The organism is Streptomyces camponoticapitis, assembly GCF_014646115.1.
Lineage (GTDB): Bacteria > Actinomycetota > Actinomycetes > Streptomycetales > Streptomycetaceae > Streptomyces > Streptomyces camponoticapitis.
In genome coordinates, this window is sequence record NZ_BMMV01000004.1 from 1 (window position 1) to 16,475 (window position 16,475).

Here is a 16,475-nt window from a genome sequence, read left to right on the forward strand (position 1 = left end):
GGATCGAGACCGAGTTCGTCAACACCATCCCCGCCTTCACCACCCCCGGCGACACCGACACCGACGACACCGACGACGGACCCGGACGTGGCACCGTCGTTGTCGAAGTGGGCGGGAGGCGGCTGGAGGTCGTCATCCCCTCCTCACTGGGAATGAGCCTCAGCCGTACGGGAGTCGGCGCCGGCTCACTGCCCAGGCGACGGAGCACCCGGCGCTCCACCGCAGTGGCATCGGGCGACACCCTGGCCTCTCCCATGCAGGGCACGATCGTGAAGGTGGCGGTCGAGGAGGGCCAGCAGGTCGAGGAGGGCGCCCTCGTCGTCGTACTCGAAGCCATGAAGATGGAACAGCCCCTCAACGCCCACCGCTCCGGCACCGTCAAGGGCCTCACCGCCGAGATCGGCGCCTCACTCACCTCGGGCGCCACCATCTGTGAAATCAAGGACTGATCCGCACGGTAGAACCGGTCGGTCGCCGTTAGGAATCCGAATTCTGACGCGATCTGACCATTCCCTGACATCGGCCCCCCTTGAAGCCAACTCCCAAGGCGGAGACCCTTGTTCTGCTGTTCTGTATATTCCGCGCTCAGGGCTCTGCTGCCCGAGCAATTCGGTTGTGGAGGAGAGAAGTCAAATGCACAGCACCCTGATTGTGGCTCGGATGGACCCTGAGTCGAATGTCGATGTCGCGAAGCTCTTCACGAATTTCGACGCCACTGAGATGCCGCACCTCATGGGCACTCGGCGCCGCCAGCTGTTCTCCTACCGGGGCCTCTACTTCCACCTCCAGGACTTCGACGCCGACAACGGCGGCGAGTTGATCGAGCGCGCGAAGACCGACCCGCGCTTCGTCGGCATCAGCGAGGACCTGAAGCCCTTCATCGAGGCGTACGACCCCGCGACGTGGCGCTCACCCGCCGACGCGATGGCCACGCGCTTCTACAACTGGGAGGCGTCCGCGTGAGGGGCCGACGCGTCGTCATCACCGGCATCGAGGTCCTGGCGCCCGGCGGCATCGGGGCGAAGAGCTTCTGGAGCCTGCTGAGCGAGGGCCGCACAGCGACCAGGGGGATCACCTTCTTCGACCCGGCGCCGTTCCGCTCGCGGGTGGCGGCGGAGATCGACTTCGACCCGGAGGAGCACGGCCTGCGTCCGCAGGAGATCCGCCGTATGGACCGGGCCGCGCAGTTCGCCGTCGTCGCCGCGCGCGGCGCCGTCGAGGACAGCGGCATTGAGCTGGACGAGCTCGACCCGTACCGTATCGGCGTCACCATCGGCAGCGCCGTCGGCGCGACGATGGGCCTCGACGACGAGTACCGGGTCGTCAGCGACGGCGGCCGACTCGACCTCGTCGACCACCACTACGCCGTCCCCCACCTCTACAACCATCTGGTGCCCAGCTCCTTCGCGACCGAGGTCGCGTGGGCCGTCGGCGCCGAGGGGCCGAGCACCGTGGTCTCCACGGGCTGCACCTCCGGCATCGACTCGGTCGGCCACGCCGTCGAGCTGATCCGGGAGGGCACCGCCGACGTGGTGATCGCGGGTTCGTCCGACGCCCCCATCTCACCGATCACCATGGCCTGTTTCGACGCGATCAAGGCGACCACACCGCGCCACGACGAGCCGGAGCGCGCCTCGCGTCCCTTCGACAACACCCGTAACGGGTTCGTACTCGGTGAGGGCGCGGCGGTGTTCGTCCTGGAGGAGCTGGAGAGCGCGCGGCGACGGGGGGCGCACATCTACGCGGAGATCGCGGGATACGCCACGCGAAGCAACGCGTACCACATGACCGGTCTGCGCCCCGACGGCCTGGAGATGGCCGAGGCGATCCGGGTCGCGCTCGACGAGGCCCGGATGGATCCGACGGAGATCGACTACATCAACGCCCATGGCTCCGGTACGAAGCAGAACGACAGGCACGAGACCGCCGCGTTCAAGAAGAGCCTCGGCGATCACGCCTACCGGACCCCGGTGAGCTCCATCAAGTCGATGGTCGGGCACTCGCTCGGCGCCATCGGCTCGATCGAGATCGCCGCATCCGCCCTCGCGATGGAGCACAACGTGGTGCCGCCCACCGCGAATCTTCAGACACCGGACCCCGAGTGCGATCTCGACTATGTGCCGGTGACGGCTCGCGACCAGCTGACCGATGCGGTGCTCTCCGTCGGCAGTGGCTTCGGTGGATTCCAGAGCGCGATAGTGCTGGCCCGACCCGAGAGGAGCCCCGCATGACCACCTCGGTGGTAGTGACCGGTCTGGGCGTGGTGGCCCCCAACGGCCTTGGTGTACGGGAGTACTGGTCGGCGACGCGCGGTGGCAGGAGCGGCATCGGCCGCGTCACCCGCTTCGACCCGTCGCAGTACCCGTCCCGGCTCGCGGGCGAGATTCCCGCCTTCACGGCCAAGGACCATCTGCCGAGCAGGCTGCTCTCCCAGACCGACCGGATGACCAGGCTCGCCCTGGTGGCCACGGACTGGGCGCTCGCCGACGCCGGGGTGAAGCCGGAGGATCTGCCTGAGTTCGACATGGGCGTCATCACGGCCAGTTCGTCCGGCGGCTTCGAGTTCGGCCAGAACGAGCTCCAGAAGCTGTGGAGCAAGGGCAGTCAGCACGTCAGCGCGTACCAGTCCTTCGCCTGGTTCTACGCGGTCAACAGCGGCCAGATCTCGATCCGTAACGGTATGAAGGGCCCCAGCGGCGTGGTCGTCAGCGACCAGGCCGGCGGGCTCGACGCCATGGCGCAGGCGCGCAGGCAGATCCGTAAGGGCACCCGGCTCGTCGTCTCCGGCGCCGTCGACGCGTCGATCTGCCCCTGGGGCTGGGTCGCTCAGATCGCGGGCGGCCGGCTGAGCACGAGCGACGAACCCGCCCGCGCGTATGTGCCGTTCGACGCGGGAGCGCGGGGGCATGTGCCGGGGGAGGGCGGCGCGATCCTCATCCTGGAGGACGCCGTGGCCGCGCGCGGCCGTGGCGCGAAGATCTACGGCGAGATCTCCGGGTACGGCGCGACGATCGACCCCCGGCCGGGCAGCGACCGCGAGCCGGGACAGCGCAAGGCGATCGAACTCGCCCTGGCCGACGCGGGTGTGGAGCCCGGTGACGTCGACGTGGTGTTCGCCGACGCGGCGGCCGTGCCGGAGCTGGACCGTACGGAGGCCGAGGCGATCTCCGCGGTCTTCGGCCCGCGCGGCGTCCCGGTCACCGTTCCCAAGACGATGACCGGCCGGCTCTACTCCGGCGCGGCCCCGCTGGATGTCGCGGCGGCGCTGCTGGCCATCGAGGAGGGGCTGATCCCGCCCACGGTGAACGTCGAGCCGGCCCCCGAGCACGATCTGGACCTCGTCACGTCCCAGCCCCGCACCGCCGAGGTGCGGACCGCGCTGGTGCTGGCGCGGGGCCAGGGCGGATTCAACTCCGCGATGGTCGTTCGGGCCGTCGACTGATCCGGCCCCGCACCGCCCATGAGCAGCGCCGCCGACCCGTCCTCCCCTCGTCGGTAATGGCGGCGCTCGCCGGCCGTGCCGTTGTCGTGCCCCGTCCCCCGCGGCCGGCGTACGGCACGGCCGGCCCATCGGGAAAGGGAAGAGCCCTCATGGCATTCGCTCTCCGGAGTTCACTGAATTCAGTTGCGGTCGAAGGGTGTTGACAGCGAATTCACCATGAAGCGGATCAAGTGCTTCCACTTGGCTGGCCGAGAGAAAACGCGCATTTGTCCATTTTGTGGTGCGGGTTGTTATGGGTATTTCGCACCTAACTTGTCCGTTTCTGGGTGGTGTTGTGGCCGGGTGGTTGCACTGCGGGCCCGTGATGTGTGTCACAGCTTCGGCGGCCCGTGTGTCTCGCGGTCCCACCCCACCTCCCGTGCCGCAAAAGAAAGTTGAGTCCTGAACGGCCTCGCCGGAATTTGAATTGACCCGCCCCGGATCGGTGAATGGCGGGGCGCCGTGAATTCAGGACTTGTTTCGCCCGGACCTTCTCGCTTACGTTCTCGTCATTCCGGGCGGAACGCCGAATCCTGCCGCTGTCCGGAAACCGCACCCAACCACTCATGTACGGCAGGAGCGGGGGACCCAGGTAAGTCGCCGATTCGTTACCGCGGACCGGCTTGGGGTGAAGTCGCGCCCACAGCGCGGCCGGGCATCTCCCGCCCGAACCCGACAGCTCACCTCGCAGGCGACGGAGAGGATTTCGTCATGCCCGCAGAGGGTAAGCACCGCCGTTCCCGCACCAGTCCGCTCGCCCGCCGGCTCATCGCCGTCGGCACGGGTGGTGCCGCACTCGCCCTGCCCCTGGTGACCGCCACCACGGCGGGCGCCGCCCCCGCCCCGCAGCACGTCAAGGCCGCCCCGGCCGCCGTCCAGAAGGTGACCCACACGGTCGTCAAGGGCGAGTCACTGGCCAAGATCGCGAAGGCTCGTTCGGTGAGCGGCGGCTGGCAGGCGGTGTACAAGACCAACCGCGCCGCCGTCGGCGACAACCCCTCGCTCATCCACCCCGGCCTCAAGCTGAAGCTCGCCGGGAAGCCGAAGGCCGCCGGGTCGGCATCGACCGGAACCGCCTCGACCGAGAACGCGTCCGGGGGCAAGACCACCGAGGCCGTCGAGACCGCTGCCAAGACCTACACCAACGACCTCGACGGCTGGATCCGGGAGGCGCTGGACGTCATGGCGCAGAACGGCATACCCGGTTCGTACGACGGCATCCACCGCAACATCATGCGCGAGTCCGCGGGCAACCCCCAGGCCATCAACAACTGGGACTCCAACGCCGCGGCCGGCACCCCCTCGAAGGGCCTGCTCCAGGTCATCGACCCGACGTTCCAGGCGTACCACGTGCCCGGCACGTCGACCGACAGCTACGACCCGGTCGCCAACATCACCGCGGCGTGCAACTACGCGGCCGACCGTTACGGCTCGATCGACAACGTCAACGGTCCCTACTAGACCGACAGCGGCTGTCACCCACCGCCCGCCGGCCGGACCGCACCAGCGGCCCGGCCGGCGTCCGGCGTGCGGGGCGCTTGTGCGGTCAGCCCCGGGGTCCGGGCGGGGACACCGCTACGTGTGGGCCCCGCCCTCCGGTGCGGCCGTCAGGTCCGCCGCCAGTTCCTCCACGCGCGCCCGCCACGTCGTCAGCGCCGCATCCGTGTCGAAGTCGCGCGGGCCGGTCTGGGTGAGCACCAGCCGGGGCCCGTGACCCGTCCCCGTCCCCAGCTCCCAGCGGACCTCGCCCTCCGGGTGCCAGGCGTACGTGAGGAGTCCCGGCGCGCGTACCGCCGTGACCGGGCCCGCCGGGACCTTGGCGGCGGTGAAGCCCACAGGCGCCGGTGAACCCGTCAACGGCTCGACGCCGCCGGTCAGTCGGGCCCAGACCGTCTCGGCCGGGCGTACGAGCTGCCGCTCGAACCGGACCCGTCGCCCGCCGTCCCCGGTCTCCTCGACCCGGCCCCGCGTCAGCTCGTCGAACCGGGCCAGATACGCCTCGTGCAGCGCCCCGCGCGTGTCCTGCTCGACGTCGACGGGGCCGCCGTCCAGCACCTGCCCCAGCGCGGTGACGCAGATCTGCCAGCCGGACGCGAAGCTCGCCGCCCCGAACCGGTCGCCGAAGGTGTGTACGAGGAGGAGCCGCGAGCCGTCCCCGTCAGGGGTGATCTCCCAGCTCAGGTGGTCCTCGTCCCAGGTGAACGCGAAGAGGCGCGGCTCGTCGGCGTCGGTGACCCTCCCGGTCATGCCGGGGCCGGGGTCGCCGGGGAAGTGGAAGCCGATCTCGCCGCCCGGCCGCAGGTCGACGCTCACCTCGGAGGGAAACCACCGCGCGAGGTGGGCGGGCTGCGTGATCGCGTCCCAGACCCGCTGCGGCGGATGGGCGAGCTGTCGCTCCATGCGCAGCGCGGTCCGCCCGTCGCCCGCGCCGGAGAGGGAGGAGGAGAAGCCCTGCTCGTCGGGCGGGGCGGGGCCGTCGGGGTGCGGAGTCATGAGGAATCGTCCTCCATCGCGTCGAGATGCCGTTCGAGCGCGTCGAGCCTGCCGGTCCACAGATGCCGGTAGTGCGCGAGCCAGGCGTCGAGTTCTGCCAGGGGCTCCGGGGTCAGTTCGTACCACCGGCGCTGGGCGTCCTGCCGGACCCGCACCAGACCCGCGTCCCTCAGCACCCGCAGATGCTTGGACGTCCCGGGCTGGCTCAGGCCGAGCCGGTCGGTCAGCTCACCGACCAGATGCGGGCGCTCCAGGAGCAGATCGAGGATCTTGCGCCTGCTCGGCTCCGCGAGCACGTCGAACGGTATGGGCATGCCTCGACCATACCCATCCAGTTATATAACCGCAAGGTTATGTAAGGGGTGTGCTCAGCGCCATCAGCCAGTCCATCGCCGCCGGACACGTGTCGAGGACCGAGATGTGCCCGTCATCGGGCCGTACCCACAGCTCCGCCCGGGGGAGCCCGGCGAGCAGCCACCCGGCGTGCGCGGACGGCACGACCCGGTCGAGGCTGCCCTGCACGAGCAGTACGGGCGCGGCCACCTCCGCCAGGTCGAAGCCCCACGCGGTCGCGAAGGCCACGTCGTCGTCGATCAGCCCGTCCGGGCCTGCCTGCCCCGCCTTCACCGCGTCGGCGCCCAGCGACGACCACGCGCCCTCCAGCGCGGCGTAGTCGGCGGCGGTGAAGTTCGCGGGGTCGAACTCGTCCGTCGCGGCATACAGTTCGCGCGCCTCGCGCCCGTCGGCGGCCGCCCGCAGCCCGCCGGGCGACGCCATTCCCTCGTACCAGTCGAAGTCCTCCGTGTACGGCGCGAGGCCCGCGAGGCAGACCGCTCCCGTCACCCGGTCCGGCAGCAGCGCGGCGCACGCCAGCGCGTGCGGACCCCCACCGGACGCCCCCATCACCGCGAACGACCGCACGCCGAGCGTGTCAGCGATCCGGGCCACGTCGTCCGCCGCGGCGGCCACGTTCCGGCCCGGCCGCGGGTTCGAACCTCCGTAGCTGGGGCGGCCGTACGACACCAGCCGGATGCCGCGCTCGGCGGCCGCGCTGAGCAGCGGCCCCAGCGGGGCGCCGGTCTGCGGCGACCCGTGGTGCCAGACGACGGTCGGCCCGGGCCCGTCGACACCCTCACCGCTGTCGTACGTCCGCAGGGTGCGCCCGTCGCTCAGCTTCACGTCCTGTTCGATGACCACCGTCCCACCCTACGGCGCACGGCCCGCCCGGCTCAGCAGATCCCGTCCCCGGGCTTGGGGTTGCCCAGCGCGAACAGCGGGCGCAGCCGTATCCCCGCCCAGGTCCCCAGCAGCGCGGTGGCGCCCCAGATCCACCCGTGCAGACTGCCCGAAGCGATGCCGGCGAGGTAGGCGCCGATGTTGCAGCCGCCCGCCAGCCGGGCGCCGATCCCCATGAGTACCCCGCCGAGCACCGCGGCCACGGCGGTGCGGCCGGGGATGCCCCGGTGCAGCGCCCAGGTCCCGCCGAGCGAGGCGGCGACCGCCGCGCCGATCATGATGCCGATGTCGGTCAGGCTGTTCTTGTCCTTCAGCACGGGCCCGGCGAACATCTCGGCGTTGCCCGGCTGCTGCCAGAACGACCAGTTGGCGGGGTTGCCGCCGAGCGCGTCGACGACCCGCGATCCCCACAGGCTGAACGCACTCGTGACACCCCAGGGACCGCCGGACACCAGCAGTACCCCCGCGCCCAGCACGGCCAGCGCCAGCGCGCCGGCGACCAGCGGCCACGAGCCGCGCGGTACCCGGGCCGCGCCCTTGGCGCTGGGCGGGGTGCTGATGGGCGGCGGGTTGCGGCGGGCCTGGACGCGGCGGCTCACCAGCACGATGAGGCCCAGTACGGCGATCGTCACCGCCCACGAACCGAACCAGCCGACGTGGTCGGACAGCACCACCGGATCGAGCGCCGGCAGGTCCTTCCAGAGGTCGAACTGCCAGGCGGCGACGGTCGATCCGACGATGAACCCACCGAGCGTCAGCACGATGGACGACTGCCCCGAGCCCACGGCGAACAGCGTCCCCGAGGCGCACGCGCCACCGAGCTGCATACCGACGGCGAACACGAACGCCCCGACGAGCAGCCCGACACCGAGCGGCCCGGCCGACGGCGCGGGTACGGAGCCGAACAGCCCCGTGCCGCTGCCGATGATCAGCGCGAAGAGCGTGGCGGTGGTGCCGAGGAGCAGGGCGTGGGCGCGCAGCCCCTGCCCGTTGCCGACGGCGACCAACTGCCGCCAGGCGGAGGTGAATCCGAAGCGCGAGTGGAAGAGCGCGAGCCCGAGACCCAGCCCGAGCAGGAGGAGGGAGCCGGGCTTGGCGCCGTGCGTCGACCACACGTACGCGGTCAGCGCGACGGCCAGCAGCCCGGATATGACGAGCGGCACGCGACGCACGGGGGGCGCCGGCTCGGCCTCGGGGGCGGGTGAGGAGGTCGGGGAGGGAACGAGCAGCGCGGCGGGGATCGCCCGGCGCGGGGGAGCGGTGGTGGTCACGACTGTTCTCCGAAGTCGGCGGACGGCGGCGGGGTTCGGGGGCTCGGGGTTCGACTCAGGAACAACAGAGGTTGTCGTCGACGCACCACACCGAGTTCGCGAAGCACGCGAGACAGAGGAGACGGGCGGGTGCGGACATGGCGGCGAGACTAGCGCGAGCACTCGATTCCATGCACACGTATCTCACGGATCGGACAGTGCGTCCATGATCCGGATTTGCTACCGCGCCTGACACGGCCCGCGGGGGCCGCTGACGGCGCTCAGGGCCGGCGCGGACGGCGAAGGGTCAGCCACCGCAGCGACGCGAGGCCGAGCGCCGTCATCATGCGCTCCAGTCGCGGATCCGTACCCGGATCCGCCGAATCCATCGAGCACGCCGCCGCCAGCAGAAACCCCGCCTGCGCCGAGATGAGCACGTCCACCGCCGCCGGATCGACACCGCGCAGCAGCGGATGACGCGCGGCGTACGGCTCCGGGTCGAGCCCGCTCAGCGCAACGCTGCCGAGCAGCATCACCAGATCCGCGTACGCGGGCCCCGTCCACGCGTGCGGCCAGTCCACCACCACGACACGCTCCTCCGTAAGAAGGACGTTGAACGGATACAGATCCCCGTGCGTCAGCGTCTCCCCGGCGATCACCTCCGGCAGCCGCGTCTCCAGAGCGAGATGGCGATCCAACTCGCCCGCCGCGTCCGGAGCGACCACGCCCAGCTTCGCCAGCGACCGAGGGCTGTCCGCCAGTCGCCCCCAACCCCCCAACCGGGCACCCGCGCCGGGGGAGTCGAGACCCGGCGAAGGCGTCAGCCCCTCCGCGAGACCGGTCAACGCGTGGAGCACCCGCTCCAACTCGTCCCCCCGCCAAGGCTGTACGGGCAACGCCCCCTCCACGTCCTCGAACACGAGCGCCACCCACCCCCGATCGTCGTAGGACCCCAGCAGCCTCGGGACGGGAACCCCGTACGGCAGCCCGCCGTTCACCACGACCTCGCGCCGGTGGAACGCCGCCACACCCGGCGCCGCCCCCGCGTCGACGGCCTTGGCGAACGCCCTGCGCCCGTCGGCCAACTCCAGCCGCGCCGCGAGCCCGTCGGAGAATCCGCCCGGCCGGCTCCCCGCCTCGACCACCCGCCCCCCGAGCACGTCCTCGATGCCCGCCCGCACGGACGAGGGGAGCGCATGCCACGGCAGGCGCCGGCTGCCGGTGGACTCGGGCGCGGACGCGTTGTCATGGGTCGTCATGTGTCTCCTGAGGTCGAAATGGAGTCGAGGCGTGAATTCCGTTTACCCGCCCGAAATAAATCCCGTGAAGCCGTGCAACCCTCGGGCAAGATCCCGTGTCTGCCTATGTGTTCGGAAGTAATTCCAGCAGACAGCATCGGGCCCAATAGCCGAGCGGTAGCCGCCACTGGCGGGCCCGTGGGTTTACTGCGCCCTTGTGCTCAGAGAAAGGTGTTCTTATGCGCTACACCAAGCGCGCGGTCGTGGCTGCCGCCTGCGCATTCGCACTGATCCCGGCGGGCGCGGCGTTCGCGGGAGACGGCCCGGCACCGCAGCCGTCGAAGTCCGCCAAGGCGAAGTCCACCGCGCCCAGCGAGGCGGGAAACCCGGCGAGCGCGAAAGCGCGGGTGGCGGGAGTCTGTGCCGACGCGTACCAGGTCGGAAAGACAGCTTACATCGACAGGGCCGGTGCGCACATCGCCTCGGTGAAGCAGTTCTACTCGAAGTCCTGCAACGAGAATTACGGATATCTCTGGGTCTGGGATTCATTCCGTAACGTCAACAAGGATTACGACGTGAGCGTCGCGGTCTACAGCTACACCAAGGACGACTACTTCGGCGGGCAGGAGTGGACCGACCACAACGCCCAGGAGTTCTGGTCCCTGGGCGCCGACACGGTGAAGGACTGCACCTCGGCGGTCGGCTCCCTCCGCCGTGCGGGCGATCCGCTCGCGGGCCAGGCGGCCAGCCAGAAGATGTGCTGAGGCGGTTCTGACGCGGATGGGGTGGCCCGGGAACGCTCGGGGCCGCCCCATCAACGCGTCGGTGTACGTACCGACTCCGCACGAGGGGACCTGAGGCGCTACGGTGGAAAGCAAGTACTTACTTGCCGCCTTCTGGAGCGCCGATGCCGGACACCCGCTCGCGGATACTGAGCGAGGCGATGCGCCTGTTCGGAGAGCTCGGCTACACCGGCACCACGATCGCGAAGATCGAGGCGGCGGCCGGCCTCTCCCCGGGGTCGGGCGCGCTGTACAAGCACTTCCGCAGCAAGAAGGACATCCTGAGCGTCGGGATTCGTGAGCGCATCCGTACGAAGGACGCGCTCACCACGCTCCTCAGTACGGAGGACCCGGCACCCGCGACCGCTTCGGCGACCCCGCGCGCGCTGCTGCGCGCCGTCGCCAGGTCCGGGCTCGAACGGCTGGCGTACGAGCGGGACGTGAACCGCATCCTGGTCCGGGACCTGGCCGCGTTCCCGGAACTGCTGGAGGAGTTCCGTACCGCCGAGGTCGCGCGGAACCACGCCGCGCTCACCCAACTCCTCGAAGCCCAGGCGCAGTCCCACGCCTCCGCCGCCGACTGGTCCGCCGTCGCCGCGATCCTCCAGGACGCCCTCTCGCACTACTGGCTGATGGCCGACATCTACGGCGGCGTCCATCCGACCGGCGTCACCGAGAACGCCTATCTGGACACGCTCACCGACCTGGCTCTCGCCCTCATCCCCACCCCGCCTCTTCCGAAGGAGGAGTCATGAAGGTTCTCCTCGCCGGAGCCTCCGGCACCCTCGGCCACTTCCTCGTACCCCAGCTCATGGCGGCGGGACATGAGGTCATCGCCGTCACCCGCTTCCCGGAGTCCGCCGAGCGGCTCAGGCGGGGTGGCGCGAGCGCCGTGCTGGCGGATGTGCTCGACCGGAGCGCGCTGCTGGCCGCTCTGGAGGGACTGAGCGCGGACGCCGTCGTCCATGAGCTCACGGCGCTGACCAAGGCGCCGCTGCGCTACGCCGACCTGGAGCCGACCAACCGGCTTCGGGTGGAGGGGACCCGTAACCTCCTGGACGCGGGACGGCAGATGGGCGCGACCCGCTTTGTGACGCAGTCGATGTTCCTCGGGTACGGCTTCCGGGACCTGGGGTCCGAACCGCTCACGGAGGACGCGCCGTTCGCCGTGCCCACGGGTGCCAAGACGGATCCGGTGCTCGCGGCGCTGAAGTCCACCGAGGACCAGGTGCTCGGTGCCGGGCCGGGGATCGCGGGCACGGCCCTGCGCTACGGCCTCTTCTACGGAGGCGACAGCGAACTCTTCGCCGCGATGATGAGCAGGCGCCGCCTCCCGGTGCCGTTCGGGCGCACGGGGACCCTCGCGCTGATCCACCACAAGGACGCGGCGTCGGCGACCGTCGCCGCGCTGGAGCGGGGAGCCGGCGGGCGGGTCTACAACGTCGTGGACAACACGCCCGCCACGTGGCGCGAGTTGATGGAGGAGATCGCCCGTACGACCCGTACCCCCGGGCCGATCGTCCTGCCCGCCGCACTGATCCGGCTCGCCGCGCCGTACATCGGCCAGGTGATGACCCGCATCAACGTGCGGGTCTCCAACGAGCGGGCCCGTACGGAGCTTGGCTGGACGCCGCGCTTCCCGGGATACCGGGAAGGTCTGGCGGCCAACATGGCCACCGCCGGCGGTCACGGCGTGTAGCGCAGACCGTCCAGCAGCAGGTCGAGCAGGCGCCCGGCCTGCTCGCGCATGTTCTTGTCACCCGCGGCGAGGGCGACGCCGCTGACGCTGACCAGGATGTCGTCGGCGTCGACATCCTTACGGAGGGTGCCGTCCGCGGCCCCGGCGTCGAGCAGCAGCCTGATCGCGGAGCCGAGCAGCTCGCGGCTCCGCGCGTAGGGGTTTCCGCCGGAGGCGATGACCGCGCGCAGCGCGTCGGCCATGCCTGACTTGGCGATCATGAAGTCGATGTAGCGGTCCATCCACGCCCGTGTCGCCTCGACCGGGGCCAGCTCGTCGAGGAGCGCGGGCGCGGCGTCGCAGACGGCCGTCAGCTCGTTGCGGTAGACCGCCTCGACCAGCGCTTCGCGGGTGGGGAAGTGCCGGTAGAGCGTGCCGATGCCGACCCCGGCGTCCTTGGCGATCGCGTCCAGGGTCGGGCCTCCGGCCCCGTCGCTCTCCGACAGCAGTCGCATCGCCGAGGCGAGGACGAGCTCGCGATTGCGCCGGGCATCGGCGCGCAAAGGCCGGTCGGCGCTGGCTGCCACGAGGTCCTCCCTGTCTCCGACGGCTGGTCGCCCGTCTCCGTAATCCCGGCTCGAACGTAGCCCAGGGTCGGGCTCGCTTGTCAAACGGAGCCTCCTCCGATTAGCGTGATGGCGAACGGAGGATCCTCCGTTTAAGTGTACGGCCGAGCGCCGTACCGGCCGTACCGAGCCATGTATGAAGAGGACCGTCATGACGCACCCCGACCGGATCATCACCCCGTTCAACCGCGAGACCACCGCCACCGAGGTCATCGACGGCATCGACCTGACCGGCAAGCGCGCCGTCGTCACCGGCGGCGCCTCCGGTATCGGTGTTGAGACCGCCCGCGCGCTGGCGTCCGCGGGCGCCGACGTCACGCTCGCCGTACGCGACATCGCGGCCGGGGAGCGCACGGCCGCCGACATCACCGCCACGACCGGCAACCCCCTCGTGTCGGTCGCCCCGATCGAACTGGCCGACCGTTCGTCGGTCGCGGCGTTCGCCGAGGCCTGGGAGGGGCCGCTGCACATCCTCGTCAACAACGCGGGTGTCATGGCGGAGCCGCTGAACCGCACCCCCGAGGGCTGGGAGCACCAGTTCGCCACGAACCACCTGGGCCACTTCGGGCTGGCGCTCGGACTGCGTGACGCGCTGGCCCAGGCGGGCAACGCGCGCATCGTGTCGGTGAGTTCGAGCGCCCACCTGCGCTCGCCCGTCGTCTTCGACGACATCCACTTCGCCAACCGCGAGTACGAGCCGTGGTCGGCGTACGGCCAGTCCAAGACCGCCAACATCCTCTTCGCCGTCGAGGCCACCAAGCGCTGGGCCGCGGACGGGATCACCGCCAACGCCCTGATGCCGGGCGGTATCCGCACCAATCTCCAGCGCCACCAGAACGGGAACCCCGACTTCGAGAGGCTGGTCGAGGGCGCCAGGTGGAAGACCGCCGAGCAGGGCGCCGCCACCTCGGTCCTCGTCGCGGTCTCACCGCTCCTGAAGGGCATCGGCGGCCGGTACTTCGAGGACGTCACCGAGGCCGGGCCGAACGTGCCGCCGGCCGGTGACGGCGTCGCCGACTACGCCCTGGACCCGGAGGCCGCGGCCCGGCTGTGGGAGGCGTCGCGGGAGATGCTCGCGAGCTGAGGCGGTCCACCGCACGGTCCGCACACCGGATCAGGAACCGGTCAGGATCGGAGAAGCGCCCATCATCCGGCCGCACTAGCGTGAGGGCAAGACGAACGCGCCTCACGGACGGAGCGACGATGAGCAGGAACACGGGGACGGACGCACGGGCGAAGTCCGGGACGGACGCGCCCCACGCCGTCGGCAGCCACGGAGTGATCCGGGTGCACGGCGCGCGGGTGAACAACCTCAAGGACGTCAGCGTCGAGATCCCGAAACGCCGGCTGACGGTCTTCACCGGTGTCTCCGGCTCGGGCAAGAGCTCCCTCGTCTTCGGCACCGTCGCCGCCGAGTCCCAGCGGCTGATCAACGAGACGTACAGCACCTTCGTGCAGGGCTTCATGCCCACGCAGGCGCGGCCGGAGGTGGACGTACTCGAAGGGCTGACGACCGCGATCATCGTCGATCAGCAGCGGATGGGTGCCGACCCGCGCTCCACGGTCGGCACCGCCACTGACGCCAACGCGATGCTCCGCATCCTCTTCAGCCGGCTCGGCAAGCCCCACATCGGCGCGCCCGGCGCGTTCGCCTTCAACGTCGCCTCCGTCCGGGCGAGCGGTGCGATCACGGTCGAACGCGGCAACCGCAAGACCGTGAAGGCGACCTTCAACCGCACCGGCGGCATGTGCACCCGCTGCGAGGGACGGGGGGCGGTCTCGGACATCGACCTCGCCCAGCTCTACGACGACACGAAGTCGCTCGCCGAGGGCGCGTTCACCATCCCCGGCTGGAAGTCGGACAGCTTCTTCACCGTGCGCCTCTACGCGGAGTCGGGGCTCCTCGATCCGCACAAGCCGATCCGTAAGTTCACGAAGCAGGAGATGCGGGACTTCCTCTACCGGGAGCCGACCAAGGTCAAGGTCGAGGGCGTGAACCTCACCTTCGAGGGACTGATCCCCAAGATCCAGAAGTCGTTCCTCTCCAAGGACCGGGAGGCGATGCAGCCGCACATCCGGGACTTCGTGGACCGGGCGGTCACCTTCACCACCTGCCCCGAGTGCGACGGCACCCGGCTCAGCGAGGAGGCGAGATCCTCGAAGATCGAGGGCATCAGCATCGCCGACGCCTGCGCCATGCAGATCAGCGACCTCGCGGAGTGGGTACGCGCCCTGGACGAACCGTCGGTCGCGCCGCTGCTGGAGTCGCTGGGCGGCACGCTCGACTCGTTCGTCGAGATCGGACTCGGCTATCTCGGCCTCGACCGCGCCTCGGGCACCCTGTCGGGCGGCGAGGCGCAGCGCGTCAAGATGATCCGCCACCTCGGCTCCTCGCTCACCGATGTCACCTACGTCTTCGACGAGCCGACGATCGGGCTCCACCCCCACGACATCAGCCGGATGAACGACCTGCTGCTGCGGCTGCGCGACAAGGGCAACACGGTGCTCGTCGTGGAGCACAAGCCGGAGACCATCGCGATCGCCGACCATGTCGTCGACCTCGGCCCAGGGGCCGGCTCGGAGGGCGGCACCGTCTGCTTCGAGGGGACCGTCGACGGGCTGCGGGGTGCGGGGACCATCACCGGCCGCCACTTCGACGACCGGGCCGCCCTCAAGGACACGGTGCGCCAACCCACCGGCGCACTGGAGATCCGCGGGGCGACGACCCACAACCTGCGCTCCGTCGACGTCGACATCCCGCTCGGTGTGCTGACGGTCGTCACCGGCGTCGCGGGCTCCGGCAAGAGCTCGCTCGTGCACGGGTCACTGGTCAACGGCGCGCGGGGCCCGGCGGGCGCGGGCGACCCGGGTGTGGTCTCCGTCGGGCAGGGCGCGATCCGCGGCTCGCGGCGGAGCAACCCCGCGACGTACACCGGACTCCTCGACCCGATCCGCAAGGCGTTCGCCAAGGCCAACGGTGTGAAACCGGCGCTGTTCAGCGCCAACTCCGAAGGCGCCTGCCCCAACTGCAACGGCGCCGGCGTCGTCTACACCGACCTCGCCATGATGGCGGGCGTCGCCACCGTCTGCGAGGAGTGCGAGGGCAAGCGGTTCCAGGCGTCGGTGCTGGACCACCACCTCGGCGGACGCGACATCAGCGAGGTGCTCGCCATGTCGGTCGCCCGGGCCGAGGAGTTCTTCGGCTCCGGCGAGGCGCACACACCGGCCGCGCACCGCGTCCTCGGCCGGCTCGACGACGTCGGACTCGGCTACCTCACCATCGGCCAGCCCCTCACCACCCTCTCCGGCGGCGAGCGGCAGCGGCTCAAGCTGGCCACACACATGGCGGACAAGGGCGGTGTCTACGTCCTCGACGAGCCGACCGCCGGCCTGCATCTCGCCGACGTCGAGCAACTGCTCGGCCTGCTCGACCGGCTCGTCGAGTCCGGCAAGTCGGTCATCGTCGTCGAACACCACCAGGCGGTGATGGCACACGCCGACTGGATCATCGACCTCGGCCCCGGCGCCGGCCACGACGGCGGCCGGATCGTCTTCGAGGGCACACCCGCCGACCTCGTGGCGGACCGCTCCACCCTCACCGGCCGGCACCTCGCGGCGTACGTCGGCGCCTGACCTGCCTTCCCGCGGCTTCCTCCGGCCGGCGCCCCGCTGACCGGCCTTCCACGTTCCT

16 protein-coding genes and 1 riboswitch are annotated in these 16,475 nt (G+C 70.6%); of the genes, 10 read left to right on the forward strand and 6 right to left on the reverse strand.

Annotated features, from left to right (window positions below; translation table 11 throughout):
- From IEY79_RS07035 to IEY79_RS07055, 5 genes are all read left to right on the forward strand, one after another.
- Nucleotides 1-449, forward strand: a 449-nt coding sequence (locus IEY79_RS07035) for an acyl-CoA carboxylase biotin carboxyl carrier protein subunit (RefSeq protein ID WP_189106458.1), incomplete at its 5' end; no start/stop codon positions are given.
- Between the two features lie 184 nt (nucleotides 450-633).
- On the forward strand, nucleotides 634-963 hold the full coding sequence (locus IEY79_RS07040) for a TcmI family type II polyketide cyclase (protein WP_189106459.1): 330 nt from the start codon (nucleotides 634-636) through the stop codon (nucleotides 961-963).
- Nucleotides 960-2,231, forward strand: coding sequence for a beta-ketoacyl-[acyl-carrier-protein] synthase family protein (locus IEY79_RS07045; protein ID WP_189106460.1), 1,272 nt, complete (start codon nucleotides 960-962; stop codon nucleotides 2,229-2,231). The genes IEY79_RS07040 and IEY79_RS07045 overlap by 4 nt, the downstream gene beginning before the upstream one ends.
- Nucleotides 2,228-3,442, forward strand: a complete 1,215-nt coding sequence (locus IEY79_RS07050; protein WP_189106461.1) for a ketosynthase chain-length factor — start codon at nucleotides 2,228-2,230, stop codon at nucleotides 3,440-3,442. The genes IEY79_RS07045 and IEY79_RS07050 overlap by 4 nt, the downstream gene beginning before the upstream one ends.
- 582 nt (nucleotides 3,443-4,024) lie before the next feature.
- Nucleotides 4,025-4,188, forward strand: a riboswitch (cyclic di-AMP (ydaO/yuaA leader).
- Nucleotides 4,189-4,192: 4 nt separating this feature from the next.
- Nucleotides 4,193-4,942: a transglycosylase SLT domain-containing protein gene (locus IEY79_RS07055; RefSeq protein ID WP_189106462.1), complete on the forward strand. Its 750-nt coding sequence runs from the start codon at nucleotides 4,193-4,195 to the stop codon at nucleotides 4,940-4,942.
- Between the two features lie 114 nt (nucleotides 4,943-5,056).
- Here the strand turns inward: IEY79_RS07055 and IEY79_RS07060 are convergent, their stop codons facing one another.
- The 5 genes from IEY79_RS07060 to IEY79_RS07080 form a co-directional block, all read right to left on the reverse strand.
- Entirely contained in the window at nucleotides 5,057-5,974 is a 918-nt protein-coding gene (locus IEY79_RS07060; protein WP_189106463.1) for an SRPBCC family protein, read from the reverse strand.
- Entirely contained in the window at nucleotides 5,971-6,288 is a 318-nt protein-coding gene (locus IEY79_RS07065; protein WP_189106464.1) for an ArsR/SmtB family transcription factor, read from the reverse strand. The genes IEY79_RS07060 and IEY79_RS07065 overlap by 4 nt, the downstream gene beginning before the upstream one ends.
- A 37-nt stretch (nucleotides 6,289-6,325) precedes the next feature.
- On the reverse strand, nucleotides 6,326-7,171 hold the full coding sequence (locus IEY79_RS07070; RefSeq protein ID WP_189106465.1) for an alpha/beta fold hydrolase: 846 nt from the start codon (nucleotides 7,169-7,171) through the stop codon (nucleotides 6,326-6,328).
- Between the two features lie 32 nt (nucleotides 7,172-7,203).
- Nucleotides 7,204-8,481 carry a YeeE/YedE family protein gene (locus IEY79_RS07075; RefSeq protein ID WP_189106466.1) on the reverse strand — a complete coding sequence of 426 codons (1,278 nt, stop codon included), beginning with the start codon at nucleotides 8,479-8,481 and terminating at the stop codon, nucleotides 7,204-7,206.
- Between the two features lie 260 nt (nucleotides 8,482-8,741).
- The gene (locus tag IEY79_RS07080) at nucleotides 8,742-9,719 is read right to left on the reverse strand and encodes an aminoglycoside phosphotransferase family protein (protein WP_189106467.1); all 978 of its coding nucleotides are present in this window, start codon (nucleotides 9,717-9,719) and stop codon (nucleotides 8,742-8,744) included.
- A 218-nt stretch (nucleotides 9,720-9,937) separates the two neighbouring features.
- Between IEY79_RS07080 and IEY79_RS07085 the strand changes: the two genes are divergently transcribed.
- The 3 genes from IEY79_RS07085 to IEY79_RS07095 all read left to right on the forward strand — a co-directional run bounded on the left by IEY79_RS07085 (nucleotide 9,938) and on the right by IEY79_RS07095 (nucleotide 12,179).
- Nucleotides 9,938-10,462 carry a hypothetical protein gene (locus IEY79_RS07085; protein WP_189106468.1) on the forward strand — a complete coding sequence of 175 codons (525 nt, stop codon included), beginning with the start codon at nucleotides 9,938-9,940 and terminating at the stop codon, nucleotides 10,460-10,462.
- Nucleotides 10,463-10,605: 143 nt separating this feature from the next.
- Nucleotides 10,606-11,235, forward strand: a complete 630-nt coding sequence (locus IEY79_RS07090) for a TetR/AcrR family transcriptional regulator (protein WP_189106469.1) — start codon at nucleotides 10,606-10,608, stop codon at nucleotides 11,233-11,235.
- Nucleotides 11,232-12,179 (forward strand): NAD-dependent epimerase/dehydratase family protein, encoded by a 948-nt coding sequence (locus tag IEY79_RS07095; protein WP_189106470.1) that lies wholly within the window; start codon nucleotides 11,232-11,234, stop codon nucleotides 12,177-12,179. The genes IEY79_RS07090 and IEY79_RS07095 overlap by 4 nt, the downstream gene beginning before the upstream one ends.
- Here the strand turns inward: IEY79_RS07095 and IEY79_RS07100 are convergent.
- Complete coding sequence (locus IEY79_RS07100; RefSeq protein ID WP_229700720.1) at nucleotides 12,167-12,745, reverse strand: TetR/AcrR family transcriptional regulator; 579 nt, start codon at nucleotides 12,743-12,745, stop codon at nucleotides 12,167-12,169. The genes IEY79_RS07095 and IEY79_RS07100 overlap by 13 nt on opposite strands.
- Before the next feature lie 175 nt (nucleotides 12,746-12,920).
- Between IEY79_RS07100 and IEY79_RS07105 the strand changes: the two genes are divergently transcribed.
- Nucleotides 12,921-13,868: an SDR family NAD(P)-dependent oxidoreductase gene (locus IEY79_RS07105; protein WP_229700721.1), complete on the forward strand. Its 948-nt coding sequence runs from the start codon at nucleotides 12,921-12,923 to the stop codon at nucleotides 13,866-13,868.
- Between the two features lie 119 nt (nucleotides 13,869-13,987).
- A complete protein-coding gene (locus tag IEY79_RS07110; RefSeq protein WP_189106471.1) occupies nucleotides 13,988-16,417 on the forward strand; it encodes an ATP-binding cassette domain-containing protein in 2,430 nt (809 codons plus the stop codon).
- Nucleotides 16,418-16,475: the final 58 nt, after the last annotated feature.

Bases quoted from the DNA above. Each gene is read 5' to 3' on its own strand.
- IEY79_RS07040 (WP_189106459.1), top strand. From the start codon at position 634: ATGCACAGCACCCTGATTGTGGCTCGGATGGACCCTGAGTCGAATGTC.
- IEY79_RS07050 (WP_189106461.1), top strand. From the start codon at position 2,228: ATGACCACCTCGGTGGTAGTGACCGGTCTGGGCGTGGTGGCCCCCAAC.
- IEY79_RS07055 (WP_189106462.1), top strand. From the start codon at position 4,193: ATGCCCGCAGAGGGTAAGCACCGCCGTTCCCGCACCAGTCCGCTCGCC.
- IEY79_RS07060 (WP_189106463.1), bottom strand. From the start codon at position 5,974: ATGACTCCGCACCCCGACGGCCCCGCCCCGCCCGACGAGCAGGGCTTC.
- IEY79_RS07065 (WP_189106464.1), bottom strand. From the start codon at position 6,288: ATGCCCATACCGTTCGACGTGCTCGCGGAGCCGAGCAGGCGCAAGATC.
- IEY79_RS07080 (WP_189106467.1), bottom strand. From the start codon at position 9,719: ATGACGACCCATGACAACGCGTCCGCGCCCGAGTCCACCGGCAGCCGG.
- IEY79_RS07085 (WP_189106468.1), top strand. From the start codon at position 9,938: ATGCGCTACACCAAGCGCGCGGTCGTGGCTGCCGCCTGCGCATTCGCA.
- IEY79_RS07090 (WP_189106469.1), top strand. From the start codon at position 10,606: ATGCCGGACACCCGCTCGCGGATACTGAGCGAGGCGATGCGCCTGTTC.
- IEY79_RS07095 (WP_189106470.1), top strand. From the start codon at position 11,232: ATGAAGGTTCTCCTCGCCGGAGCCTCCGGCACCCTCGGCCACTTCCTC.
- IEY79_RS07105 (WP_229700721.1), top strand. From the start codon at position 12,921: ATGAAGAGGACCGTCATGACGCACCCCGACCGGATCATCACCCCGTTC.
- IEY79_RS07110 (WP_189106471.1), top strand. From the start codon at position 13,988: ATGAGCAGGAACACGGGGACGGACGCACGGGCGAAGTCCGGGACGGAC.